We start from the raw sequence: 24,047 nt of genomic DNA, 5'->3' as shown, positions 1-24,047 counted from the left end.
CATGAAAATGATTCTTTGATAAGAGAACGACTGAAAATTGGCAGTTTGTACCAGAAAAAAGCCTGTTTATCGCAAAAAACTGAAACTTTTTACCAAAAAAGAAACTACCTATAGACACGAAGAACATGTTGTTCTAAGTTCTAAAGGTAGTTGATTCAACGAAATACCAGATGATAGTCCTGGGGATCACAGCCTTCGATATATTGATAAAGCAACAGCTCCATCAAGGCAATCATCGAGATATGCGAAGTAAGATTTAGTTGATTAAGGTACAATTCATCTGTAAATAAGTAGAGATTGATATCGCTTGTGTTTTGCATCAGGTTATTGTCGGCACCGGTGATTGATACAATCAAGGGATGTGACTGCTCTTTTAACTTTCGAATCAAGGTAATTAACTCATTGTCCTCACCACGATAACTAAAAACGAAAACCAAATCTTTTGATTCAGCTTGTTGTAAAGCAATTGTTCTTGTTTGTTGATCTTCTGGAAAGATGACAAAAAATCCAGCTGTAGTATAGAGATATTTGATATAGCCCATAATTTCTTTGCTCATTCCTTTGGCGAATAAAAAGATTTTTGGTTTTTCCTGCATGGCCAAAACAAGTTTTTTGATTTTATCACTATCCATTACACGAACGGACTCAATTAAATTTTTTAAGTATTCTTCCCGATAATCTCTTTGAGAAACCACAAATGGACTTTGTTGAGGAACATCATTTTTTGTTAATAAAGTGTATTTGATAACTGTTGAAAATTCACTATAACCACTAAAACCTATTTTTCTAACGAAACGCAAAAAAGTCGTGGTTGAAACAAAGCATTCTTCAGAAACTTCTCTAATACTTTTATTTTTGATGACATTCAAGTTTGAGATAACATAATCAAACAAAACCCGTTCATTTCTTGTCAGTTCTGCTAGATGGGAATTAACAATTTCATAGAAATCCATAATCATCCTACTTTCTATGTTTTGGTAGTGCCTGAGCAATACAGTGGATATTTCCTCCACCTAAAAGAATTTCTCGTGCAGGAACTCCGATGACCTCATATCCAGGATACAAGTCTTTCAGTATTTTATGTGCTTTTTGGTCATTAGGGTCGTCAAATACAGGATAGATTACGCCTTGATTTGCCGTATAATAACTAACATAACTAGCTGTTAATCGATCTCCAGGAAAGCGTGGAAGCATACCATTTACTGGGTCTACTCCTTGACTTTCTTCTTCAGTAATGTACATTGCTTGCGGTAAAGGCATTTTATAAATTTGTAGTCCCCGTCCCTGGGCATCTGTTACTTTTGATAAGTACATATAAGCTTCTCGTACAATTTCATACATTGGGTCTTCTGGATCATCGCACCAATTAAGGACGAGTTCACCGGGGCGAACGATATTCAACAAATTATCAATATCACCATTTGTTTCATCTAAAAAGAAGCCATGTGGAAGCCAGATGATTTTTTGAGCTCCGCAATACTCCAAAAGGATTTCTTCGATTTGTGTTTTAGTAAATTGCGGATTCCTTCCTTCAGATAGGAGACATTCTTCCGTAGTAAAAATTGTTCCTTCCCCATCGCTGTGAATGGAGCAACCTTCTAGTACGAAATTTGCTAAGGAATAATAGTCTAATCGTTGCCAATTACAAATTTTTTCTGCCAATAAATCATCTTGATCCCAAGGGAAAAACAGCCCGTCTAACAATCCGCCCCACGCATTGAATCGAAAGTCTACAGCACGAAGATTTTCTGACGTGTCCATGACGTAGACTGGACCTGTATCCTTGATCCATGCATCATCTGAACTCATTTCTAAAACACGGATGTTTTCGTTAAGTAAATGACGAGCATTTTTGTATTGTCTTTTTGATACAAGCATTGTCACTGGTTCGAATTTCGCAATAGTTTGTGCAACTTCTGCATAAGTAAGTTGAGCTGGCTTTGCACCATTTCGCCAATTATCAGTTCTCTCCGGCCAAATCATAAAACATTCCTCATGAGGAACTGTTTCTGCCGGCAAGCGAAAGCCATCTTGCTTCGGGGTACTGTGTTCGATTTTCATTTGGACAACTCCTCTTCTCCTATTAGTATAGCAAAAAACGAGGATTCGAAACAAACCTGTTTGCGAATCCTCCGTCCTCTCCTTTTAACTTGTTAAATCATTTCATTGTATCTTTTAGTGGCTACTAGGTATCTGTTGAGTGATACAGTGAATATTTCCTCCGCCTAAAAGGATTTCTCGTGCAGGAACCCCGCTAATTACACGATCTGGATATAATTTTGCTAAAAGTTTTTCTGCCTCATGATCCATAGGGTCACCAAATAATGGAAAAACGATTCCGCCATTAGCCGTATAATAATTAACATAACTAGCAGCTAAACGGTCGCCCTCTTCTCTTGGCAAGGTACCTGCTACAGCGTCTACACCTAAGCTTTCTTCTTTAGTAATCGTAACAGGATTTGGTACATACATTTTATGAACGACCAACTTCCGCCCTTTGGCATCTGTTTCGTTTTCTAAAATATTCAAGCATTCTTGAGAAATTTCATACTGCGGATCAGCTATGTCGTCTGTCCAAGCAAGAACCACTTCACCTGGCTTAACAAAATTAGCAATATTGTCAACGTGACCATTCGTTTCATCTAGATAGATTCCACGTTTCAGCCAAATAATTTTTTCAACGGCTAACTGTTCTTTTAAAACATGTTCAATTTGTTCCTTAGATAATTGAGGATTCCGTCCGTTTGAAAGTAGACACTCTTCCGTTGTTAATAAGGTACCCTCTCCATCGACGTGGATTGAGCCGCCTTCTAAAACAAAACTATCTAACCGATAACGATCTTTACGTTCGATTTCACAAATTTTTTGAGCGACTTGATCGTCTTTATCCCATGGGAAATAAAGACCATCTTCCAATCCGCCCCACGCATTGAATGACCAATCGACACCGCGGACTTCACCACTACTACTTTTAACAAATGTTGGGCCACAGTCACGTACCCATGCATCATCATTAGCGATTTCAACTACTCTGATTTCTTCCGGTAGTAAATGACGTGCATTATTATATTGGTCAGGATTTGCTCCCACGGTTACTGGTTCGAAGGCAGCAATTGCTTTGGCTACTTCGACAAATGTTTGTTGTGCTGGCTTTCCACCATTGCGCCAATTATCTGATCGTTGGGGCCATAAAATATAAACGCCCTCATGGTTTTCAAATTCGCCAGGCATCCAAAAGCCATCTTGTTTTGGGGTACTATCAATTGTTTTCATGAGAATGAACTCCTTTTTCTAACGTTTTTCCTGCGTGTTTTATCATTATTTCACCAATCAATGCTACAAGAATTGTACCTATCAATACCGGAATTTTTCCGGAAATTTCTTCTGGACTATTATCAAGTGGTACTACTGAGAAAATTAAAGTTAAGACCAGTAAAGTAAATGGAACATAAGTCAGAATTCGAAGAAACCATGTTGGTCCAGGAACTTTGAATGGTCGAGGTGTATCGGGATCTGTTTTGCGTAGTTTTAAAAATGCTGGGAACATCATGATATATGATAACAATAATGCAACGACATTTAATGAAAAGAATGCCCAAAAAATATTTTCGTTGGGGATCATTGGTGCGGCGACAACAAGCAATGTTGCAATGATTCCGTTAAGTAAAGAAGCACCAACGGGCATTTCATTTTTGGAATTTACACGTGCAAAAATCGCAGGCATATCGTTATTCTTTGCTGCGTATAAAGCAACATAATTCACACCTAAAGACCATGAAATCAAATTGGCAGCTAAAGTATACATAAATAATAAGCCAATAATCACTACAAACGGATTCAAGCCACCGACTAATAAGATAAAGCTGTCGATTAAGCCGCCTGATGCAGATAATTCATCGGCAGGAACCGCTGCGCCCATACCAAATGCCGCAAATAGATAAAAGAATGCAATAAGTATTCCACCATAGATAATTGATTGCGGAATTTGCTTTTTCGGATTATCCATGTCGCTTGCCATAGTAGTTACCACTTCGAATCCCAAAAAGTTAAATAGAATAACTGAAAGAAAGCTAAGGCTCTTAATATCCATTTTTGGAAGTAAAGCTGCTCCTGAAAAATCGTTTGCTACACCTTTCGTTACCGCATGATAGATACCCAGAACACCTAAACAAATCATGATGGCAACTTTCGCAAAAGCGGCAAGATTCAAAATCCATTTACTGTCACTCACAGGATAACAACTAATAAAAGTAACGACCCAAATGAAGAGCAACTGGATTCCAATAGTTACAAATAAATGAAGCTGAATTTGAAAAATTTGTGATAGGACTTCTTGGAACAAAACGGCTAAGCTTGCCATCCAAATAGGAAAGTTGATCCAATAAAACCAGGCAACTCTTCCACCCCAACGTCGACCAAAAGCTTTCTTTACCCAATCATAAATTCCGCCGTCGCCTTCATAAGTTGTACCTAACTCTGCAGAAATTAATCCATAAGGTAAGAAGAATAAAATCAGTAGTAACCCCCACCAAAAAAATTGTGAGGAGCCAATTGCTGCGGCGGGGGCAGCAGATTCTACTACCAGGATAACCACAACTGCCATTAATACAGCGTCAAATAATCGGAACTTCTTTTTTTCCATTATCCTTGCTCCTTTCTAGCCTTAGTTTTTGCGTTCGTATTGTTTTGTTTGACGTAATAAACGTTCAAATTCACTATTGTATGTTGTGACTACTGCTTCACTCGCATAGTTTAAGTAAGGATTTAAGAAGTAAACTAGCAAAGCGCGCATCGCTGTTAATCTGTTTTCGGCTTCGTCCAGTACCACTGAGTAAGGTGCATCTAATACTTCATCAGTTACTTCTTCTCCACGGGTAGCGGGTAGACAATGCATAAATTTAGCATGTGAGGCCGCTTTTTTCATTAAGTCTGCATTGACTTGATATTTTGGATAAAATACGTTCATCCGTTCTTCTTCAGATAGTTCCGCTTCATACAAACCATACCAAACATCTGTATAAACAAAGTCTGCATCTTTCATAGCAAGATCAGCGTCTTCAGTAATTAACACGCTTCCGCCAGATATTTGTGCATTTGCTTCACCAATAGCCAATGTTTCTGGTTTGATTTGGAATCCTTTTGGTCCAAATTGAACAAAGTCCATCCCCATTTTTGTAGCAATAAACATTAAAGAAACGCAAACTTGTGTCGCATCACCGACAAAAACGACTTTACAGTCACTTAATTTTTTGCCGGCTGGTAGATGTTCTGTCATGGTGATGATGTCACCTAGTTCTTGAGTCGGGTGATTATAGTCGCTCATTCCGTTTATTACAGGAATCGTTGCTGTTTTAGCTAATTCAACTACTGAGTCATGACGTTCTACCCGAGCCATCAAAATATCTACTAAGCGAGATAAGACGCGGGAAGTATCGCCCAGACTTTCGTGTCCACCTAATTGGATTTGTCCAGGCGCTAGGTATTGTGCGTGCCCACCTAGTTGCGTCATAGCTGTTTCAAAAGATACACGGGTACGTGTAGAAGATTGCTCAAAAATCATTCCTAACGTTTTGTTTTTCAACAAAGGAGGATAGTAGCCATTAGTAATTGATTCTTTCAATTTCAAGCCCAATTCAATCAAGTAATCTACCTCTTCTTTTGAAAAATCATTTGTATCGATAAAATCACGTTTTTGCATTTTACATTCTCCTTCAATTATCTATTTTTTGTCGTTTATACTCGAGTAATCCTTTTGACACTTTGAGCATACTTGTTTTTTTAATAAGTTGTAAGGGCTTTTCTAGTTTAAGAAAGGAATAGAAAACAAAAAGAACATGTTACATTTTGCGTAACATGTTACATGCTTTTTTTATAAAATAGACTAACGAGCTACTAGTTGCATAACATACTTTTAAGTGGTTTTCTGCTATAATAAAACAGATATTGATGGTGGAGTTGGAGGAATGAACATGATTGATAGCTTGCAAAATCAAGCATACCAGGAAATTAGAAAACGAATTATTTTTTCAGATTTAGAACCAGGACGCAAAATATCTGAAAAAAGTTTAGAAGACTTACTTAACATTGGCCGCACCCCTATTCGTGAATCTTTGATACAATTGCGTCAACAAGAACTTGTTTATACGATTCCTCAAAGTGGTACCTATATTTCAAAAATTGATTTGGCTTCTGCGCAAAATGCACGCTTTGTACGTGAGCAACTTGAACAGCAAATCATGGTTGAGTGTTGTACAAAATTAACTCCTGAAACACAACAACGATTACAAGAAATATTAAACTTACAACAAAAAACAATTGAAAAACAAGATGCACGTGGATTTTTTCATGCGGATAATTTATTTCATGAAACGTGTTTTGACATTGCTGAGCGCAAAGAAGTTTGGAATTGGTTAGATAACCATAATACGCATTTAGAACGATTTCGTTGGCTACGGGTGACGATTTCTGGGTTACCTTGGGAAACCATCACAAACCAGCATCAGCAATTATTTGACGCACTAGTTGCTAAAAATCCTGAAGAAGTTCGCTTTTTAACGATTTTACATTTGCATATGATGTTGAACGAGCAAGAGTCAGTTGTGGAAAGATATCCAGAATATTTTGCTTAATGAATGTTTGAAAAGAGCCGAGACAAAATGATGTCTCAGGCTCTTTTTTCACTTAGTACTTCTTTAGTTTTTACCTTGGCTTAGACTTCTTCTTTAACAACCTTATTTGATAAAAGTACAAATGGCAAGTAAATCAACGTTCCGATAAAAATAATCACAGCTTGTAACAGCGCAGCGCGAATATCTCCTGCTGTTGCTAAGTAACCGGAAAGAATGGGTGGTGTTACCCATGGTATCGAAATATAAGTTGGTTTGACCCACTCCCAACTAGTTGCTAAATAAGCAATAAACGTTGCAATCATTGGTGTTAAGCAGAACGGAACTGCGTAAATAGGATTAAACACAATTGGCAATCCAAACATCATTGGTTCACTGATATTGAAGATACTAGAAATCCCGCCTAATTTTGCAATCATCTTTTCATCCTTACGTTTAGAAACAAGTAAGACAGCAATCACTAAACAAATCATGGTTCCTCCCCCACCCATATAGACATACGCGTCAAGAAAAGATTGTGTCACAATATTAGGAATAACATTTCCGCTATTGATGGCATCAATGTTTTGTTGTAACGAAGTTAATAAGATGGGACCAGAAATTGCACCAAAAACGAATGAACCATGGATACCAAAAATGAAGACGAATGTTGAAAGAAAAACATACAATAAAATACCAGATAATGATTGGAATCCACCAACTAATGGTGCTTGTAGCACTTCAACAACTAATTCAGGAACAGTTACTCCAGTTAAAGTCCTAATACCTGCTTCCATTAATGCAAAAACAGTGATAGTCAATAATGCGGGAATAAGTAAGTTAAATGACTTTGCGATTGCGGGTGGTACACTATCAGGCATTTTTATTTTCAGTTTTTCGTTAGTAGATAATTTACATAGAAGAGTAATCCCAACTAACGCAGCTAAAATGCCTAACAACATGGTTGAAGCACTAGTATAAGTTTGTGTCAAAATACCATTGGCTTGAATTGATTCTCCATTATTTCCTACAATGGTTAATGTATTGGGAATTAAGGTGATATAGCAAGCTAAGGCAATGATCCCTTCAAGCGCCCCGTCATTTCCGTAAGAACGTGCTAAGCGATAGCCAATCAAGAATGTGACCATAATACCCAACATTCCGATTGTTCCATTGTATCCTTGGACACAGAGCTCTGAAAGGAACATTCTCCCAGGCATTTCTCGTAGTAAACCAGTTTCTTCAGCAAGCAAAACATTATTAATCAAGACAAAAAATGCAGAGGCAATTGTAATTGGAATCGTACTGGCAAAAGCATCTCGAATAGCAGCAATGTATCGATTGGTTGAAACTTTATTTGCATAAAGTGCAATTATTTCACCAATTGTTTCTTTAGTTATTCCGGGATTTTTCAACATAGTCATTCTCCTTTTTTATATACTCAATGCGTGAACGACGGACAACCATTTCCCTGCAAGTCCAACCCAAACTTCTTTATATGTGGCATTGTTAAATTGTGGCCAATAGGGAATATCTTCATTTTCAAAAGTCTGAATACCAACAGGCAGCTCACCAATCATTTCACCAGAAGAAACAGTGTACATTTGTGGATAGTTGTACCCTTCTCCGTACATCATTGATTGTCCAAATGGGTTTTTCCCAATGAGCCATTGGAGCTGTGTGAAGCCAATGTTCTTTAACTTATCATCTGTTAATAAATTTCCTATTATCGTTGCACTTTCACCCATTGATAGAAGCACAGCATTATTTCCACGGAAGGAAAACCACACAGGAAATTTTTTTAGATAAAGATCTGGTGCAATCTTTTGACCAGCTAATAGCTGTTCTTTAAATTCGACTCGCGCTTTCTCGTCGACCAATAGGTGCTGGCGATTAAATGATTCATCATCGTCTTTCTCACTCATTTTATAAATCCCACTGGCAATCATGGGGTAAGGTGCTGTAGCACTCGCTAAATAGGTTAGATAGTCACCGTAATGCTTAGCGGCTTTACGAATCTCACTTTGTAAATTTTCATTCACAACTTTTATTGCCTCTGAGAAAGCGTAAGCATAAAGATGCTCCCTTGCTTGATGATTAAAATGTTGAATGATTTTTTGTTGTTCATCACGATAGAAAAATCCTTGTAAAAGTGTTCCATCGTCCAATGAAATACCTGTTTGTTCCTGACACATTAGTAAGTTCGGAAGTAGCTTCTCCGTCTCGTTAATGAAAAAGGATTTACCTGTTACTTGATACATCAAACTATTGGTCCAGATTAACGTAGCTAAATATAAACTTTTTGAGGTGCTATACGTATGTTCCCAAAAAATTGGCTCATGCTTAAACGGTGCTTGTTCAAAACCAACTTTGGCATCCTGATAGTCTTCTTCTAGAATGGAAGAAAGAACAGAGTGTAATTCATGTCCCTTTGGTAACGTTACCAAAATTTTCGCTAAACAACCAACAATTAAAAAATTATCGTAAGGGCTGTTATGTACTCGCGCAACTGCGTCATCCATGTCTCCCAATTGATTATTTGTCCAACGTGTCATCCCCGCACTGGTAGCGCGAAATCCTTGGCCAAGTCGAGTTTTCAAAATAAAATCTATTCCCCAAGCCCCTTCTTCTCTTAGACGTTCTGCTAGCGAAGTATCTTGTGAATCTTGACTACTTGCTGCTAAAAAAAGTGCTAAAGTAACTTCTGCCGTTTGAACTAATTGTTGAGAGAGGTCACCTGCATCATGCCAGCCACCATTAAAAATAATTTTTTTGCCTTCATGAGTAGCTAGTATATCTTGGTGGCATGTTCCATGTATCCCACTGATTGGATATCCACAACGTTCGCAAAAAATAAAGTTTAAGCTTTTCCAAAGTGAGTCTTGCAACAAAGAAATGAACTGATTTTTAATCGTGAATGTCTTTGTACTAAGCTGCGCTACTTTTAAATGATAGGTCCCGGGAACTTGCCAATCTGTAAAATCAAGAATGCCGAATTGCCCTTGGTCATTGGTTGTCAGTGATACAGTCTGACTGAAAACAACGGTACCAGTATTTTCCTCAACTAAGTAAAAAGTCTTACCAGCATATAACGCAGAGATGATTGCTTCCTTTCGACCAGTTGTTTGATAACCGATGTGTGAAAAAATAATTTTATCTGTATCGGCATGCCATCCTTTAGTTGAGAGAGAATGATTACTTTTTTCCAAGATGAGTTCATCAATTGATACATCCAATATACCGGGAAGATTCATATAGGAACCATTGGAACCAATCATAAAAGAAATCTTTTTAATGACATCTCTTGGCAAACTACTAAAATCTAAAACATATTCTTTCGTTCCAGAGAAGAGGTTAATTACATGATAACCTTCACGATCGTAACGATCAGGGATTTTTATCTTTCCATCATTGACTAAATTGATTGTTAGCGCGGGATTGATGATATTTTTACAATTATTAGTGATTGTCATTTTTAACTGTGAATAATCTTGCCAGTCAGCATTGACTGATAAACTTGCTCTTGTATATCCATAGTTCACATAATCGCCATCATGTGGGTAATTCTCAGGCCAAGAATCATAACTAGGATCAGCTGTTAAACGTATACCTTTCTCAGTTTGAGAGATTTTTCCTCTACCGGATTTGTGCCAAGTACCATAAATTGGAATTTGCTTGGTTATTTTTGCTTTTTTTCGTTGATTTTCTTCAAAAGTATCAAGTGTGTCTAGCGATAATGGTCGGTGGATTATTTGACTTTTAAGTACGTAATTTTGCACGTTTTTTCTCCTCCTGCTGTAGTTTATCAAACCCTCGAATCCCAGCACCAATTAAAGTAATTTGATTGATATCTAAAGAGGTTTGATGGATTCCTTTTTTGACAAAACGAATTGTTTTTTTATTTAAACGAGTAATAATTTGGTTGAAAAACAACTGATTATTCATCACTCCACCACCTAAAATAACTGCTTCTGTATCAGAAACGCGCACAAGGTTCATGATAAGTTCGCTGATTCCCTGAACAGCTCTTTTAAGAACTTTTTCTGCTAAATCATCTCCTTTTTCTGCTGCTTCAAATATCTCTTGGGTATAGTAACGTTTTGGAATTTCTGCTCTAGCCAATAAAGATTCAGGGAAATCGGGTAACCACTCCTTGATTTGATGACTCATTCCTAGCCCAGAAGCAAACGTTTCAACGCAACCTACTCGACCACAAGCGCATTTTCGCTTCATGTTCATATCAACTACCATATGCCCAACTTCTCCGGCGTTAAAGCTGCTACCTTGAATAATCTTTCCATTTGTTACGATTCTGGCAGCAATGCCTGTCCCAACGTTTAAATACACAAAGTTTTTTGTTTGCTTACCTATTCCCAAATAACTTTCTGCATAGGTTGCACTAGTTACATCATTGTTGATGATGCACGGTAAATGAAAAAAATTTTCTAATTCCTCTGCTAACTCAATTGAATCTGAGTTTCCAGGGGAAAGTTCAAACCAAGTACCACTAGCCTCATCTACGCGCCCGACAATAGCTACACTGATTCCGATTATCTTACCACCTAGTTTTGTGTTGGTTAAGAAATCTTGGATAGCAAATTTAATTTGTGTTACAGCAGCCCACTGAGATGATACATCTGAGGCATAATAATTTGTTGCTAAGATATGCCCTTGTTGATTGATTTCTCCAACGAGTAGTTTTGTTCCACCAAGATCTACAGCTAATACTGTTTCTTGCATTTCTCACACTCCTAACATTTTTTGATAACGTTACCAAACGAACGAAAAGTAAACCGTTTACAAAGAGAAGAATAACCGAAATGAAAACTGCTGTCAACACTAAAAAACAAAGTATTTGGTAACGTTATCAAAAAAACTTGTATTTTATTTGCACTTACTTTATAGTTGATATGTAAAGGAGGTTTTTTCTTGAAAAAGAAAATTACAATCAAAGAAATTGCTCGACAAGCAGGTGTGTCGGTGACAACTGTTTCACGAGTGATTAATAACCATCCTTCTGTTAAAGAAGAAAAAAGAAAACGCGTTCAAAAAATAATTGATGAACAAGAATTTCAACCAAGTATGCTTGCTCGTGGCATGGTTTCAAGTGTGACGCGAAATTTAGCCGTTGTTGTACCTGATATTAATAATCCCTATTTCACTGCTTTGATTTCTCATTTGGAGACAGCAAGTTATGAAGCTGGGTATTCTCTTTTGTTGTTCAACACCATGGCTGCAGGTAAACAAAAAACGTTACCTACTACGCAACAAGAACAATCTGTTTTTCATACTATCCTTGAAAAACGAATTGATGGTGTTTTTATTCTTGGTGGCGAAATTGACAAAGATTATCCATCTGATACTTATATTCACGCACTAACAAATTTAAATCAGCAAATCCCCGTTGTAGTAATTGGTCAAAAGGATCCGACCATTCCACTAACATTTATTGAGCGAGATTTAGTTGCTGGAACAAAAGCTGCAGTTCAACACCTGTTAGCGTTAGGTCATAAAAAGATTGGTTTTCTTGGTGGAGAATCAGGCATCAAAATTACTTCAGAACGTCTTGCAACCTTTAAAAAAACTATGAGTCTATATGGTGAGTTTGATCCGGAATTTGTCTATCTAAGTGACTTTTACACGAAAGATGGCTATGAAAGTATGGAGTCTTTATTCTCTGCTGAAAAACAACCAAGTGCTGTTATCACCATTAATGATAAAGTTGCTATTGGTGCCATCCGAGCATTAACTGATCATGGATTAAATTGTCCCAAAGATCTAAAAATTGTTAGTTGTGATGCTTTTCCAGACGGTGAATATATCGTTCCTCGTTTGACAACTGTTGATCAAAAAAATTCGACACTAGCAGTTTCCGCAATGGAATCACTATTAGCTTTAATTAATGATAAGCCACTTACAACGTTGTACAGACATACACCGGAATTAATTATCAGAGAATCGTGTGGCATACAAATAAAAGGAGAATAAAATGAAAAAACATCTTATATTTATGGATATTGATGGTACTTTAGTTGATTCAGATTTAAAAATTTCTGAAAAAAATAAGAGCATAATCAACCAGGTACTCACTATGGGACATATTGTTTATGTTGCTACTGGAAGAAAACACTATGCTGCAAAAGAAATTGCTCAGCTCCTAAATCCAGCTGTCCAAGTTGTCGCTTCTAACGGTTGCATTTACGAGTATAAGAATCGTTTATTTTGTCAAAAAATAAACCCGCAAGCAGCAGCTCAACTGATTGACTTGACTTACAATTCACAAGCAGCACTTTTTTTCTTTGGTGAAAGGAAAACCTTTTATACGAATCAACTACCAGAATATTTTAAAAAAGAAGATCAAGCTAGGCTAAGTTCTGGACAAGATTCTCAATTGTTTGGAATCCATTCGAAAACAGAACTAATAAAGATTGCAGATGAGTTAGTCAACGCAATCGTGATTGCAGAAAACGATTATTCCATCTTAGAACCTTTGAAGGAACAGCTTGCTACAATTGAACAGTTAACTCTTTCATCTTCTCATGAAAATAATATTGAAGTCACACCTTCTGGAATCAGTAAAGCAAGTGCGATTCAGGATTTACAAAAACGTTATCAAATTCCAAAAGAAAGAACCATTTCATTTGGAGATGGTAAAAATGATTTAGAAATGTTTGCAGCTTCTGGTATTAGCGTTGCAATGGCTAATGCATCTGAAGAAGTGAAGAAACAAGCAACGCATCAAACATTGACGAACAAACAATCGGGAATTGGCTACTTTCTGTCAACTTATTTTAATTTAAAGGAGAATAATTATGAAGGAACTGACCATGTGGAGTTACATCAACCAAGAACAACCTATTTTGCTTGAAGTTTTGGAAGCGTATCCGAAAAATATAGATACTGCTCTCTTTCAATTACCGGATTTTGATGATATTTTGATTTTAGGAACAGGATCTAGTATCAATGCAGCATTGAGTGCCCGTTGTTATCTTGAAAAAATGACTAACAAAACTGTTACGATTCAAGAACCATTTAATTTTCAACACTATGCACATAAGGTCAATCACCCACAATTGGTTCTGGGTATTTCTCAAAGCGGTCAGAGTACCTCTACGATCGATGCATTGAATCATTTGAACAATCAGTCTTTTAAAATTGGTGTGACAAGTATTCCAAATAGTGAAATAACACAAGTGACTGATACTACTTTAGATATTTTATCTGGTAAAGAGCGTGTGGGATATGTTTCTCTTGGCTTCACTGCTTCAGTTTTAGCATTAATGCTTCTAGGACTTCGTTTAGGCGTACGTTTGGGAATTGTCAGTGAAGAGCAGGAAAAACAAGAATTAGTTGAATTTAAACAGTTGCTTGAACAAATTGAGTTAACAATCAAATTAAGTCAATCGTTTTTCAAAAAAAATGAACAAAGTTTACGTGAAAGCCAACGCTTCATGTCTATTGCATACGGTCCAGCGCTTGGGACAGCGAAAGAAATGGAAACAAAGTTTTCAGAAACGATTCGAGTGCCCTCACAAGGACTTGATTTGGAAGCATTTATGCACGGCCCCTATTTAGAAATGAATGATACTTACCGTCTTTTCTTTTTAGATACACCAGCTAAACCTCTTGTTCAAAAAAAAGCACAGCTGTTGCGTACATATGAGGAAAAGGTGACTTCACACATTTTTGTTGTCTCAATTAAAAATGAACGAACTCCTACTTTAGCTGACCCCAATCGTCATTTGCTACTTCCAGAGATTTCTGATGAAAACAAGTGCCCTTTACTTTTGATTTTACCTTTTCAAGTGTTAAGCTGGTTTATATCTAGAAGCAAAGGAATTGATATCACAAAACGAATTTTTACTGATTTTTCACAAGCAGTAGAAAGTAAAACGACTTTCCAAGATTATGTGTGATTTATTAATCTCAATCAGGAGGGAAAAAGATGCCTAAACATCGAATTTACACAACTAGTTTTGCCAGTGTCTACCCCCACTACGTCACAAAAGCGACGAAGAAACAGCGAACAAAAGCAGAAGTGGATCAAATTATCTTATGGTTAACAGGTTACACACAAGATGAATTAGAGAACCAATTGGCTAAAGAAGCAACTTTTGAAACTTTTTTTGAAGAAGCACCATTGTTGAATCCCAAACGTTCACTGATTACTGGCATGATTTGTGGCATTCGCGTGGAAGAAATGGAAGATTCCTTAATGAAAGAAATTCGCTATCTCGATAAGTTGGTCGATGAATTAGCTAAAGGTAAAAAAATGGAAAAGATTTTGAGAAGTGAGTCTGGAAAATAAAGATAGGAGTTAAAGCCCCCAAGTTGTATTGAGCTTTTACAACTTAGGGGCTTTTAAATTAATTATTTAGCGAAATCCATTTGTTCCTCCGACTAGAAGTATAAATACCTAAAACAATTTTTAGTGATTGAAGTGCATCAATTCCGGCGAGACTTGGTATATGGTCGTCCGTTTGTCCATTGATTTCCTTGATAAAGGCAGCAATAACTGCCTGATGTCCACGCCCCCAATACCTTTTTGAAGCATAAGTTAAATGTTGTGGCAGATCTTCTAAGATTACTTGTTGGTTAAACTTCAATTGTTCTGTTGTTAGTTCAATCTGTCCTTTTTCACATTCAAAGGTAAGTTTTGGTGATGGGTTACCTGTATAGTTATTCGTTGCTTGGATCACGAATGGTGTGCCGTCATGGTATAGGGCAATCGCCATCGCTGTATCTTCAACTTCGATTATTTGCTCTAAACAAGCAGTCATGATTTTCCCTTTGATTTTCTCGGGTGTGCCAACTAACCAAGTAACAGCATCAATCATGTGGATTGCTTGATTGATCAGCACACCTCCCCCTTCTCGTTGCCACGTTCCTTTCCAATCTGATTGATAGTAGCTCGGAGTTCTTTCCCAAGCCAGTTCGCATTTGATACCAGTAACTTTACCGTATTTGTTGTCTGCTAGCTGTTTTTTGAGTAGTAAATAAGTTGGATTCAGTCGATTTTGATAGCAAACATGGTAAAGTGTGGATTGTTTTTCTATGATAGAAATCAATTCTTCAGTTGCTTGGAGTGTTGTTGCCATTGGCTTTTCACAAAGAACATGTTTTTGTGCGTTCAGTGCAGCGATACTCATTGTCTGATGTAAATCATGAGGGGTACAAATGATTACCAATTCGACCTCTGTCATTGCTAGTAGTCGATTGAAATCTTGATGAAAAATACAAGAGAATTGTTCTGCAAAAGTGAGACCAATTGTCTGATTTATATCACAGCAAGCGATTAGCTGGGCGTCCTCCAATGTTTGAACTACTTTAGCATGTGTTTGGGCAATTGCACCACAGCCTATTATTCCGACACCAACCATTTTGTTTTTCCTTCTTTCTAATACGTTTTTTTTGTGTCTAAAATTACTTCTGCTCGTTGTTTTTCAGTTGATGTCTCAATTTTTTTAGTTAATTCTTCTAAAAATAAATGTTCGTTGATTGGTAATGGAACCCATTCTTGAAGCCATGAAGAAAGATGGATGGCGTTTGAAATGCTAAGGCCTTTGATTCCCTCTTCCGCAGGAGAAACCAGTTCTTCCTGAAATAAGATGTGATTGATGAAATTCTGAGTGATTTTTTTATGACCAGATTCATTATCAAAAGTGACAGGAATCTTAATAGACCAAACTTCTGGTTCACCAAAGCCTCCTGTATAGGTTTGATTCCAAGTGGTTTCATCAATTCGAGTTTGCCAAAATTTTAATTGCTGATCTTCAATGACAATTTTTCCTTTGGAACCCACGATTTCAAAACGATTTGTTCCGGGAGTTTCAGTCGTCGTTGTAACAAAAACACCAGTAGCTCCATTTTGATACTCCACATAGGCGGTAACTTCTGTTTCGACTTCGACATTTCGGCGTTTTCCATTATAAGTAAATGCGAAAATCCGCTGAGGCATACCGCAAATCCACTGCCATAAATCAAGCTGATGTGGGTCTTGATTCAGTAAAACACCACCACCTTCTCCTTTCCAAGTAGCACGCCAATTGCTAGAGTCGTAATAGCTTTGCGAACGATACCAATCAGTGATAATCCAATTTGTCCGGCGAAGCTCACCGATTTCACCTGAATCAACGAGCTCTTTCGCTTTTTGATAAAGTGGATTCATTCGTTGATTGTACATCAGTGCGAGTGTTAGTTCTGGATGTTTTTTGGCTTCTGTTAACATTTCTTGCACTTTTTTTGTATAGACACCCACAGGCTTTTCAATTAAGACATGTTTACCCGCTTTTAGGGCTTCAATGGCTAAAATTGGATGGTCATAATGCGGCGTAGCAATAATCACTGCATCAATTTCAGAAGATGAAAATACATTGGTAGCATGTGTAAAGTATAGATAACTTTCCCCAAGTTTTTCACGAATTTTAGCTAACTTCTCTGGCTGGTTATCGCAAAGACCAGTTAATACGACATTTTTTAGCTCATTAGCTAATAAATTATTTACATGTGCAGTTCCAATATTTCCCACACCAATAATCGCAATTCGAATTGGTTTCATCATTGCCACCTCACATCAAGTTTTGTTAGTAGTTTTTTTAATGACTCTGACGCAAGAATGAACATTCTTGCGTTGTCAGCTTTTTTTGTTAATTGTTGATTGGTTGGTTCTAAACGTTCAAAACCCTCAAAGAAAGTCAGGTGTGGTTCAAGCGAAACAAAACCGTTGTAGCCATTGGAAGTTAAATCGTTTAGAATTTCTTCAAGTTTTCCGTCTCCAAAACCAGCTGGCCTGACTTCGTGGTCACTGAACCGAGCGTCCTTAATGTGGAGGTAAGCGATTGAGGGCTTCAGTAATTCGTATGCATCGGGAAAAGCTTCAACGTCGCATTGAACAAAATTTGCTGGGTCAAAGACAGCCTTGACTTGCGGATTATTTAACTCATTGAGCAAATAGGCACATCGTTCGGGGGTATCACCAAAGATTTCTTTTTCATTCTTATGAAGCAATGTGATTTCAGGATATGCTTTCGCAATGGCTACAAAGGCTTTCCACCGAGTAACAACTTCTTCTTGATAATCATCTGGATTTTCTGCAGGATCAATAAAGAAACTGAACATGCGGACATACGGACTCTGAAAAATGTTGGCTAGGTGTAGCACATGTTTAAAAAGTTCTAAGTGTTCAGAAAACGGGTCATTGATATTTATTTTCCCAATAGGCGAACCAATACTGGATACGGTGATTCCTGCTGTATCTAATTGTTGTTTATAGCGGTGAGCCTCTTCAAAGGTTAACTCACTGACATTTTTTCCATCAAGTGTTCGTAACTCGATGTGTTTGATTTTTTGTTCGATTAACCCAGCAATTTGTTGTTGCATACTGGGATTAATTTCATCTGCAAATGCGCTAATTGTCACGGTCATTTTTGTCTTCCTTTCTTTTTTAACCTTTCACACCACCAGCAGTTGAACCACCGATGAAGTGTTTTTGAGCAGAGAAATAAACAACTAATGAAGGAATCAAACCAATGATCGACATGGCAATTGTTCGATTCCAGCTGAAATCTGCTGAAGTAGTGTCCATCGCCATCCTTAAGGCAATCGATACTGGGTATTTTTCTACAGAAGAGATGTAAATCAATGGGCCTTGAAAGTCGGTAAAGGTCCAGATAAATTGAAACAAAGCAGCAGTAATCAATGATGGTTTGAGAATGGGTACAAGGATTCTTGTTAAAATGGTGAAAGAATTACAGCCATCAATCGTTGCAGCTTCGTCTAGTTCTTTTGGTACTGTGCGGAAAAATTGAACCAGCATGTAAACGAAAAACGTATCGCAGGCAAAAGCTGAATTCGTAATCAAAGGTAGATACGTATCAAGCAAATTTACATTTCGCCAAAAAATATACATTGGAATTCGAGTAACGATTCCAGGCAAAAATAAAGTAGCAATCATTATTGGAAATAAAATTTTCTTGAAAGGAAAATCAAAGCGAGCAAAGCCATAAGCTGCTAAGGTACAGGAAATCAAAGTCAAGAGAACTTTAGGGATGACAATCAGAAAAGAATTCAAGAAATAAGTAGCAAACGTGTACTGACTCGATGTTTGCCAACCTTCAATGTAAGGCGTAAAATCAAACGTTTTTGGCATAAACCAAATGGATTGAAAAATTTCACTATTTGTCTTAAAGGAGGCACCAAATAGCCATAGAATTGGGTACAACATGATGAGCGCTCCTGCAATCAAAATAAGATATTTGATCAACGAAACTAATCGTTTTTTTCGTTGTACTTGTCGATTCATTTTTTCTGTTTCAGTTTTATGCTGCAATGTTTGCTGCATGGTTAGCCCCTCCCATCGGCATAAAAGACCCAATTTTTAGAAGTCTTAAATAAAATTGCGGTAAAGATCATAATCATCACAAATAATACCCACGACAACGCACTTGAATAGCCCATGTTAAAAATCTTGAAGGCATTGTCATAAATATACATAGGTAATAAGTACGTGCTACGCATTGGTCCCCCACCCGTGATTAAAAATGGGCCATCAAATTCTTGGAACGCTTGAACCAATTGTAAAATTAAATTAAAAAAAATAATCGGTGTCAATTGTGGCAAAGTAACAGAGAAAAATTGTCGAAATTTTGATGCACCATCGATTGCTGCAGCTTCATACAAATCTTGAGGCATCTCAGTCAACGCATTTAAGAAAATCACCATAGCTGAACCAAACTGCCAAACACGTAGCAACACAATGGTCAACATGGCACCTGTCCCACTAGAAAACCAAGCAACATTAGCAAGCCCGATACTGTTTAACACCATGTTGACTAATCCATCATTTTTAAATAGGAACTGCCACAACACAGCAATCGCGACATTTGCACCTAAAATCGAAGGGATATAATAAGCTGTTCTGAAAAAGCCAATTCCCTTTAGCTTAGCATTCATTACATAGGCTACGAAAAGTGCAAAAATCAGCTTAAAAGGAACAGTTAGGAAAACGAATTTGATGGTTGCTTTGACTGACGACCAAAAAATGGGATCATCAGTAAACATTTTGATGTAATTGTCAAAGCCAATAAACTTCGGCTCGGTTAGCATCGAATAGTCTGTGAAGCTGTAAAAGAGTGACATGGCAAAGGGATAAACAACAAAAAAGAGAATCCCAATCATCCAAGGTGTTAAATATAAAAGACCAATGTATTTTTTTTTGATCATTTTTTTCCTCCTATAAAAGTTAAGAAATCAGATGCCATGATTTGCTATGCGTTAAAGCATAGCTGGCTTAATTCACGGAGTCTTCCTCTTCCTTGAATGCTTGGTAAAATTCTTTTGCAGCCTGCTTAGTGTCGATTTTTCCATAATCTAATCGAGTAATGATATCTAAAGTTGCATCATTTAGCTTAGCTGTGTCCCAACGATACATAGTGGATAGATTCGTATCGACCTTCTTCTCACCTTCCACTAAAATTTCTGTCGCTAATGGCGTAATCAGTTCACTTTCTTCTAAAGCTTGTTTACCGCTCTCACTATCAGGTACGCCGTTTTCTAATTTTTGAATTTTATTTGCTTCTGAATCACTCATTAAATAGTTGATTAGCTTTGCAGCAGCTTTTTGGTGCTTGCTAGAGGTTGGAATAGAATAAACCATCGATGGCTTCGTCCAGACTCCTGTTGATTTTTCATTACTCATTGAAGGATAGCCTGCTAACGCTAATTCAAATCCTTGTTCTTCCAATTGACTCTTAATGGTATTTACGTTGGCAATAAATTCAAAGAGTGTTACCCACTTTCCTTCAAGTAACGCTGGTGCTGGTGCGCCGTCAATTGTTCCTGCATTGTCTACATCTTTTTTAGAAGGAATGATTCTTTGCTCAACGAGTTGATGATAAAAATTGACAAGTGTGAGGAAATCTTTTTCTGTGTAGTTCAACTTGCCATTCTCATCTGAAATTGGTAATCCAGTTTGTTGCGCAACAATTTGAAAGAAGACAATTGGCGAACCATACTTAGCGCCAAAGAAATTTGCGGCTGGATAATAGTCATCAGGTAATTTTTCCCGCATAGCAATTAAATCTTCCCAAGACTGGGGTGCCTCGATATTGAATTTATCTGTAACTGTTTTGTTGTATAACAAAGGACGATAGTTGGTTGATAATGGTAATCCTAACAAATGGTCATCATATTTTAGTGAAATCAAGGACTCTTCAGAAAAGTTGGTAGAAATTGCTAACTCTTTTGAGAGAGTCTCTAAATCAACAAGTTGGTTTTTGTATTGATTTAGCCACATTGAATCCAAACGAATGACGTCTGGCGCTGTGCCACCAGATAGTTGTGTTGTCATTTTTTCTTGATAACCTCCGTACCCACTAAACTCTGCCTTGACTTTGATTGTGGGATTTTCTTTTTCAAAAGCTGTGATGGCTTCTTGCATGACTTTATTCCGCGCATCACCACCCCACCAGCTGATTCGAATTTCTTCGGTTTTGGCTGAACTTTCCGAGCTTTTGCCACAGGCGGCCAAGCTAAAACTTAAAATGGCGATCCCCGCAAATTTGATGATTTTTTTATAGTACACTTTGGACACTCTCCTTTTGAGTTGGTTTCCTATCGATAGTATTAAGCGCTTACAAGTAGAAATGTTAGCTTGAACCATGGGTATCGTCAATAAGTTTAGCAAGGTTCGAGCCACTTTCAACTGAGAAGTTAACGAGTGTATTTTATTTTCTATAGGCTCTGTTAACCCAATAGTTAACAATTCGATTAGGCAATTGTATTCTCTAGCGGAGATATAGTTTACTTACATACATAACTAAATTATTTATGAAAGGAACCATTAAGATGGAATTATATTTAGACCAACATTCTTTACCAACTTATAAAGCATTAGCATCAGAAACGCGGTTAGCGATTTTGCAATTGCTAGCAGAAAGAGGTTTGACTGTTACCGAACTTGCGAAGGAACTCAATTTAAGTAAGGCAATCATCTCAAGACATGTTCGTCTATTAGAAGATTGTCGCCTGATTCGACTGAATGATTCTTGGTTCAATGATGACGAACAACACAAGCGCTTATTTTCGTTGGCCCTTGATCGAGTGGAAATCGTCTTTCCGCAAAAAGTTTTTTTACCTTTTAAAAAAGTAAGCGTTGAAACTCGGCTAGGCTTATTCTCTGATTTTTTGGTCGTGCCGACTTGTGGACTCGCGGATACGGAAACGATTATTGGTCTGTTAGATGAGCCACAGTCCTTTGTTGATGAACACCGATCAGAAGCTGCCCTTTTATGGTTTTCTCGTGGGTATGTAGAATATATCATTCCTAATAAAGCACCAGCTGGTTCGACGTTGCAGTTATTGGAACTCTCATTTGAAATCTCTTCAGAATTTCCAGAATCAAATAATAATTGGCCAAGTGATATCAGCTTTTATATTAATGGAATCAAGCTAGGTACTTGGACTTGTCCTGGAAATTTTTCAGATGTCAGGGGAAAATTAACGCCTGATTGGTGGAAGAATCATTTTAGCCAATACGGCCTTTTAAAGCACTTACGCATCACTAATTCTGATACTGGAATTGATGGAGTCAAAATTTCTGAGGTTCGGCTAGCTGATCTGGGTATCGAAGATCAATCATTTTATCGGTTTAAAATTGCTGTAGACGAAGGGGCAGTCAATCAAGGAGGCGTTACTTTATTTGGAGATACCTTTGGCAATCATGAACAAAATATCCGAACAACAATCTATTACAGTGAAGAATAAAAAAACTGAAACCAGTAAATGGTTTCAGTTGACTGATGAAGGATAAATACTCAATTCTTTCGCTGGAAATTTTTATGTGGATGTTTTTTGTAATAAAAAGTTGCACGGATGCTTGCACCTAACAAAAAGGCTCCGCAAACAAATAAAAAATGAAAAAATTCAGGGAATTGAAAAAAGGAATCAATTTTATTGACTGAGTATCCAGAAAGAAATAAAATCAGAAAAATATAACGCATTTTATCATTACGTCCCCACTCATCTAGCCAATAATAAAATTTTTTCATGAAATCCTCCGCTCTGTTTTTTTATTTTTTAAAAGACTCAAGTCAATTCTTTAATTAGTCACTTTCTGTGTTTATTCAGATGCAATCCAGTCGTCAAAAAAAGTTTTTTTATATTTTTTAAAGACCGTTGAATCTAAATGGCTTTTGTTTTCGATTACTGAAAAACGGACATCATCAGAATTGGTAAAGTGACGGTCGAAAAAGGCAGATTGATCAGCGTTATCTAGAAAGAGTGGCTTGTTTCCATGTGTGGCTGCAGTGGCTTTTTTTGGACGTTCCTGGTTGACAATCATGGATTTCCTCCTAATTTTGCAAGTTTCCTTGCTTTTGTTTTGGGAATCTTTTCAGTTTACATTCTAATGAATCAATGTATTATCGTCAACTAATAGCTGAAAGAATAAACAAGCTCACGCATAAATGATTTTATTTAGCGCGAGCTTGTTTTGGCGTAATTTCGTTAGCTAATTTTATTACTTACGGGCTTTTTTTCGTTGGTGCCGTCTGTAAAAGAGAATCAAAAACAAACTAATCAGAAGTAATGCACTTAACAGAATACCCCATAATAAAAATTGGTGTCGCTGAGTTACTTTTTTGATTCCTTTTGAAACTTCTTCTGGTGTGTAAGGCACACGATGACCTCTTACTAATAAGCGATGACTATTAATCATGTAAGGTGTACAAGTTAATAACGTCACCAAGTCTTTTCCTTCTTCAATATGCAGATATTGCGTATCGGTGGGTTCGACCGTTTTGATTTGATCTACTTGGTAAGCAAGAGTCTTACCGTTTACTTCTAAATAAAATTCATCCCCTTCAGTTAATTCAGGCAAGTCGGTGAATAGCTTTGCTTGTGGCAAGCCTCGATGTCCAGAGATTACTGCATGGGTGCTAGCCCCACCAGTAGGATAAGATGTACCTTCTAGTAAGGAACTCCCCTTTTCTAGTAATAATGAATTCGTCTTATCAAAAATAGGTAGACGAACATTGATTTTTGGAATCGTCAAAACACCAATCGTATGACTTTCGAAATAAGTTTTGTCGGGTTTTTTCTCCGCCTTTTTTGGTTCAGAAAAAGGATCTAGTCCGGGATTTCCCCCTTCTTTAGCCAGTTGCTGATTTTTCTTTTCCATTTTTGCTTGTAACTTCGCCATGGCATCTGCATTTTCTTGATTGGCTTTTGTTTGATAATGAGAAATGATTTGCTGATCGAGATAGTTGTTCAAGGCATCACTGACAAAAGGATAAGCCAAAGCACCTATGCCAATGAACAATAAAAGAATCATTATGCTATCAATCACTCGTCGTCTGTTTTTTCGTTTCATGGATTCCTCCTTGGATGAAGATCAATAAATAAAAGAGCCTAGGACAACACAATGTCTCAGGCTCTTTTATTGTT

General features: G+C 37.2%; 23 protein-coding genes. 6 read left to right on the top strand and 17 right to left on the bottom strand.

Annotated elements, in window-relative coordinates; genetic code table 11:
• Nucleotides 1-155: 155 nt before the first annotated feature.
• From IGJ76_RS06710 to ptcA, 5 genes are all read right to left on the bottom strand, one after another.
• Complete coding sequence (locus IGJ76_RS06710; protein ID WP_413124273.1) at nucleotides 156-953, bottom strand: MurR/RpiR family transcriptional regulator; 798 nt, start codon at nucleotides 951-953, stop codon at nucleotides 156-158.
• A 7-nt stretch (nucleotides 954-960) separates the two neighbouring features.
• A complete protein-coding gene (aguA, locus tag IGJ76_RS06705; protein WP_413124275.1) occupies nucleotides 961-2,061 on the bottom strand; it encodes an agmatine deiminase in 1,101 nt (366 codons plus the stop codon).
• A 114-nt stretch (nucleotides 2,062-2,175) separates the two neighbouring features.
• Nucleotides 2,176-3,273, bottom strand: coding sequence for an agmatine deiminase (gene aguA / locus IGJ76_RS06700; RefSeq protein WP_067482016.1), 1,098 nt, complete (start codon nucleotides 3,271-3,273; stop codon nucleotides 2,176-2,178).
• Nucleotides 3,260-4,645, bottom strand: a complete 1,386-nt coding sequence (locus tag IGJ76_RS06695; RefSeq protein ID WP_071868369.1) for an APC family permease — start codon at nucleotides 4,643-4,645, stop codon at nucleotides 3,260-3,262. Before IGJ76_RS06695 ends, aguA (IGJ76_RS06700) begins: the two co-directional genes overlap by 14 nt.
• Nucleotides 4,646-4,663: 18 nt before the next feature.
• Nucleotides 4,664-5,698 carry a putrescine carbamoyltransferase gene (gene ptcA, locus IGJ76_RS06690; protein ID WP_071868368.1) on the bottom strand — a complete coding sequence of 345 codons (1,035 nt, stop codon included), beginning with the start codon at nucleotides 5,696-5,698 and terminating at the stop codon, nucleotides 4,664-4,666.
• Between the two features lie 271 nt (nucleotides 5,699-5,969).
• On the opposite strand from ptcA, the gene IGJ76_RS06685 reads away from it, so the two are divergent.
• On the top strand, nucleotides 5,970-6,629 hold the full coding sequence (locus tag IGJ76_RS06685) for a GntR family transcriptional regulator (protein ID WP_067482010.1): 660 nt from the start codon (nucleotides 5,970-5,972) through the stop codon (nucleotides 6,627-6,629).
• An 80-nt stretch (nucleotides 6,630-6,709) separates the two neighbouring features.
• Here the strand turns inward: IGJ76_RS06685 and IGJ76_RS06680 are convergent, their stop codons facing one another.
• The 3 genes from IGJ76_RS06680 to IGJ76_RS06670 are packed head-to-tail and all read right to left on the bottom strand — an operon-like array spanning nucleotide 6,710 to nucleotide 11,345.
• Nucleotides 6,710-8,023 carry a PTS sugar transporter subunit IIC gene (locus tag IGJ76_RS06680; protein ID WP_086270937.1) on the bottom strand — a complete coding sequence of 438 codons (1,314 nt, stop codon included), beginning with the start codon at nucleotides 8,021-8,023 and terminating at the stop codon, nucleotides 6,710-6,712.
• 15 nt (nucleotides 8,024-8,038) lie between these two features.
• Nucleotides 8,039-10,384, bottom strand: a complete 2,346-nt coding sequence (locus IGJ76_RS06675) for a glycoside hydrolase family 9 protein (RefSeq protein ID WP_430596499.1) — start codon at nucleotides 10,382-10,384, stop codon at nucleotides 8,039-8,041.
• Nucleotides 10,365-11,345, bottom strand: coding sequence for an ROK family protein (locus IGJ76_RS06670; RefSeq protein ID WP_430596498.1), 981 nt, complete (start codon nucleotides 11,343-11,345; stop codon nucleotides 10,365-10,367). Before IGJ76_RS06670 ends, IGJ76_RS06675 begins: the two co-directional genes overlap by 20 nt.
• A 189-nt stretch (nucleotides 11,346-11,534) precedes the next feature.
• On the opposite strand from IGJ76_RS06670, the gene IGJ76_RS06665 reads away from it, so the two are divergent.
• Genes IGJ76_RS06665 through IGJ76_RS06650 form a run of 4 tightly spaced genes read left to right on the top strand, consistent with a single transcriptional unit; the run spans nucleotide 11,535 to nucleotide 14,913 of the window.
• On the top strand, nucleotides 11,535-12,593 hold the full coding sequence (locus IGJ76_RS06665; RefSeq protein ID WP_430596497.1) for a LacI family DNA-binding transcriptional regulator: 1,059 nt from the start codon (nucleotides 11,535-11,537) through the stop codon (nucleotides 12,591-12,593).
• Between the two features lies 1 nt (nucleotide 12,594).
• Entirely contained in the window at nucleotides 12,595-13,473 is an 879-nt protein-coding gene (locus IGJ76_RS06660; RefSeq protein ID WP_430596496.1) for an HAD family hydrolase, read from the top strand.
• Nucleotides 13,418-14,521, top strand: coding sequence for an SIS domain-containing protein (locus tag IGJ76_RS06655; RefSeq protein WP_430596495.1), 1,104 nt, complete (start codon nucleotides 13,418-13,420; stop codon nucleotides 14,519-14,521). Before IGJ76_RS06660 ends, IGJ76_RS06655 begins: the two co-directional genes overlap by 56 nt.
• Before the next feature lie 29 nt (nucleotides 14,522-14,550).
• Nucleotides 14,551-14,913 (top strand): DUF2200 domain-containing protein, encoded by a 363-nt coding sequence (locus IGJ76_RS06650; protein WP_067482008.1) that lies wholly within the window; start codon nucleotides 14,551-14,553, stop codon nucleotides 14,911-14,913.
• A gap of 58 nt (nucleotides 14,914-14,971) precedes the next feature.
• On the opposite strand, the gene IGJ76_RS06645 is transcribed toward IGJ76_RS06650, so the two are convergent.
• The 6 genes from IGJ76_RS06645 to IGJ76_RS06620 form a co-directional block, all read right to left on the bottom strand.
• Nucleotides 14,972-15,985, bottom strand: coding sequence for a Gfo/Idh/MocA family protein (locus IGJ76_RS06645; RefSeq protein ID WP_430596494.1), 1,014 nt, complete (start codon nucleotides 15,983-15,985; stop codon nucleotides 14,972-14,974).
• Between the two features lie 17 nt (nucleotides 15,986-16,002).
• Nucleotides 16,003-17,163 carry a Gfo/Idh/MocA family protein gene (locus IGJ76_RS06640; RefSeq protein ID WP_067482004.1) on the bottom strand — a complete coding sequence of 387 codons (1,161 nt, stop codon included), beginning with the start codon at nucleotides 17,161-17,163 and terminating at the stop codon, nucleotides 16,003-16,005.
• A complete protein-coding gene (locus IGJ76_RS06635) occupies nucleotides 17,163-18,029 on the bottom strand; it encodes a sugar phosphate isomerase/epimerase family protein (protein WP_430596493.1) in 867 nt (288 codons plus the stop codon). Before IGJ76_RS06635 ends, IGJ76_RS06640 begins: the two co-directional genes overlap by 1 nt.
• 19 nt (nucleotides 18,030-18,048) lie before the next feature.
• Entirely contained in the window at nucleotides 18,049-18,945 is an 897-nt protein-coding gene (locus IGJ76_RS06630) for a carbohydrate ABC transporter permease (RefSeq protein ID WP_430596492.1), read from the bottom strand.
• Nucleotides 18,946-18,947: 2 nt separating this feature from the next.
• Nucleotides 18,948-19,823 (bottom strand): carbohydrate ABC transporter permease, encoded by an 876-nt coding sequence (locus IGJ76_RS06625; protein ID WP_071868431.1) that lies wholly within the window; start codon nucleotides 19,821-19,823, stop codon nucleotides 18,948-18,950.
• A gap of 70 nt (nucleotides 19,824-19,893) precedes the next feature.
• Complete coding sequence (locus IGJ76_RS06620) at nucleotides 19,894-21,186, bottom strand: ABC transporter substrate-binding protein (protein ID WP_270344521.1); 1,293 nt, start codon at nucleotides 21,184-21,186, stop codon at nucleotides 19,894-19,896.
• Nucleotides 21,187-21,449: 263 nt separating this feature from the next.
• On the opposite strand from IGJ76_RS06620, the gene IGJ76_RS06615 reads away from it, so the two are divergent.
• A complete protein-coding gene (locus tag IGJ76_RS06615) occupies nucleotides 21,450-22,367 on the top strand; it encodes an ArsR/SmtB family transcription factor (protein ID WP_430596491.1) in 918 nt (305 codons plus the stop codon).
• Nucleotides 22,368-22,417: 50 nt separating this feature from the next.
• Here the strand turns inward: IGJ76_RS06615 and IGJ76_RS06610 are convergent, their stop codons facing one another.
• From IGJ76_RS06610 to IGJ76_RS06600, 3 genes are all read right to left on the bottom strand, one after another.
• Complete coding sequence (locus IGJ76_RS06610; RefSeq protein ID WP_270492590.1) at nucleotides 22,418-22,651, bottom strand: hypothetical protein; 234 nt, start codon at nucleotides 22,649-22,651, stop codon at nucleotides 22,418-22,420.
• Nucleotides 22,652-22,722: 71 nt separating this feature from the next.
• Nucleotides 22,723-22,944 carry a hypothetical protein gene (locus IGJ76_RS06605; RefSeq protein WP_067481993.1) on the bottom strand — a complete coding sequence of 74 codons (222 nt, stop codon included), beginning with the start codon at nucleotides 22,942-22,944 and terminating at the stop codon, nucleotides 22,723-22,725.
• Nucleotides 22,945-23,121: 177 nt separating this feature from the next.
• Nucleotides 23,122-23,973: a class C sortase gene (locus IGJ76_RS06600; RefSeq protein WP_071868360.1), complete on the bottom strand. Its 852-nt coding sequence runs from the start codon at nucleotides 23,971-23,973 to the stop codon at nucleotides 23,122-23,124.
• Nucleotides 23,974-24,047 lie beyond the last annotated feature (74 nt).

It is taken from the genome of Enterococcus sp. DIV0175 (assembly GCF_050529075.1).
Classification (GTDB): domain Bacteria; phylum Bacillota; class Bacilli; order Lactobacillales; family Enterococcaceae; genus Enterococcus_B; species Enterococcus_B thailandicus.
This window is presented reverse-complemented; position numbering and strand designations above follow the sequence as displayed.

Excerpts from the sequence above, each read along its gene's own strand:
- IGJ76_RS06710 (WP_413124273.1), bottom strand. The coding sequence starts at position 953 with ATGGATTTCTATGAAATTGTTAATTCCCATCTAGCAGAACTGACAAGA.
- aguA (WP_413124275.1), bottom strand. The coding sequence starts at position 2,061 with ATGAAAATCGAACACAGTACCCCGAAGCAAGATGGCTTTCGCTTGCCG.
- aguA (WP_067482016.1), bottom strand. The coding sequence starts at position 3,273 with ATGAAAACAATTGATAGTACCCCAAAACAAGATGGCTTTTGGATGCCT.
- ptcA (WP_071868368.1), bottom strand. The coding sequence starts at position 5,698 with ATGCAAAAACGTGATTTTATCGATACAAATGATTTTTCAAAAGAAGAG.
- IGJ76_RS06685 (WP_067482010.1), top strand. The coding sequence starts at position 5,970 with ATGATTGATAGCTTGCAAAATCAAGCATACCAGGAAATTAGAAAACGA.
- IGJ76_RS06680 (WP_086270937.1), bottom strand. The coding sequence starts at position 8,023 with ATGTTGAAAAATCCCGGAATAACTAAAGAAACAATTGGTGAAATAATT.
- IGJ76_RS06670 (WP_430596498.1), bottom strand. The coding sequence starts at position 11,345 with ATGCAAGAAACAGTATTAGCTGTAGATCTTGGTGGAACAAAACTACTC.
- IGJ76_RS06660 (WP_430596496.1), top strand. The coding sequence starts at position 12,595 with ATGAAAAAACATCTTATATTTATGGATATTGATGGTACTTTAGTTGAT.
- IGJ76_RS06655 (WP_430596495.1), top strand. The coding sequence starts at position 13,418 with ATGAAGGAACTGACCATGTGGAGTTACATCAACCAAGAACAACCTATT.
- IGJ76_RS06650 (WP_067482008.1), top strand. The coding sequence starts at position 14,551 with ATGCCTAAACATCGAATTTACACAACTAGTTTTGCCAGTGTCTACCCC.
- IGJ76_RS06645 (WP_430596494.1), bottom strand. The coding sequence starts at position 15,985 with ATGGTTGGTGTCGGAATAATAGGCTGTGGTGCAATTGCCCAAACACAT.
- IGJ76_RS06640 (WP_067482004.1), bottom strand. The coding sequence starts at position 17,163 with ATGAAACCAATTCGAATTGCGATTATTGGTGTGGGAAATATTGGAACT.
- IGJ76_RS06635 (WP_430596493.1), bottom strand. The coding sequence starts at position 18,029 with ATGACCGTGACAATTAGCGCATTTGCAGATGAAATTAATCCCAGTATG.
- IGJ76_RS06630 (WP_430596492.1), bottom strand. The coding sequence starts at position 18,945 with ATGCAGCAAACATTGCAGCATAAAACTGAAACAGAAAAAATGAATCGA.
- IGJ76_RS06615 (WP_430596491.1), top strand. The coding sequence starts at position 21,450 with ATGGAATTATATTTAGACCAACATTCTTTACCAACTTATAAAGCATTA.
- IGJ76_RS06610 (WP_270492590.1), bottom strand. The coding sequence starts at position 22,651 with ATGAAAAAATTTTATTATTGGCTAGATGAGTGGGGACGTAATGATAAA.
- IGJ76_RS06605 (WP_067481993.1), bottom strand. The coding sequence starts at position 22,944 with ATGATTGTCAACCAGGAACGTCCAAAAAAAGCCACTGCAGCCACACAT.
- IGJ76_RS06600 (WP_071868360.1), bottom strand. The coding sequence starts at position 23,973 with ATGAAACGAAAAAACAGACGACGAGTGATTGATAGCATAATGATTCTT.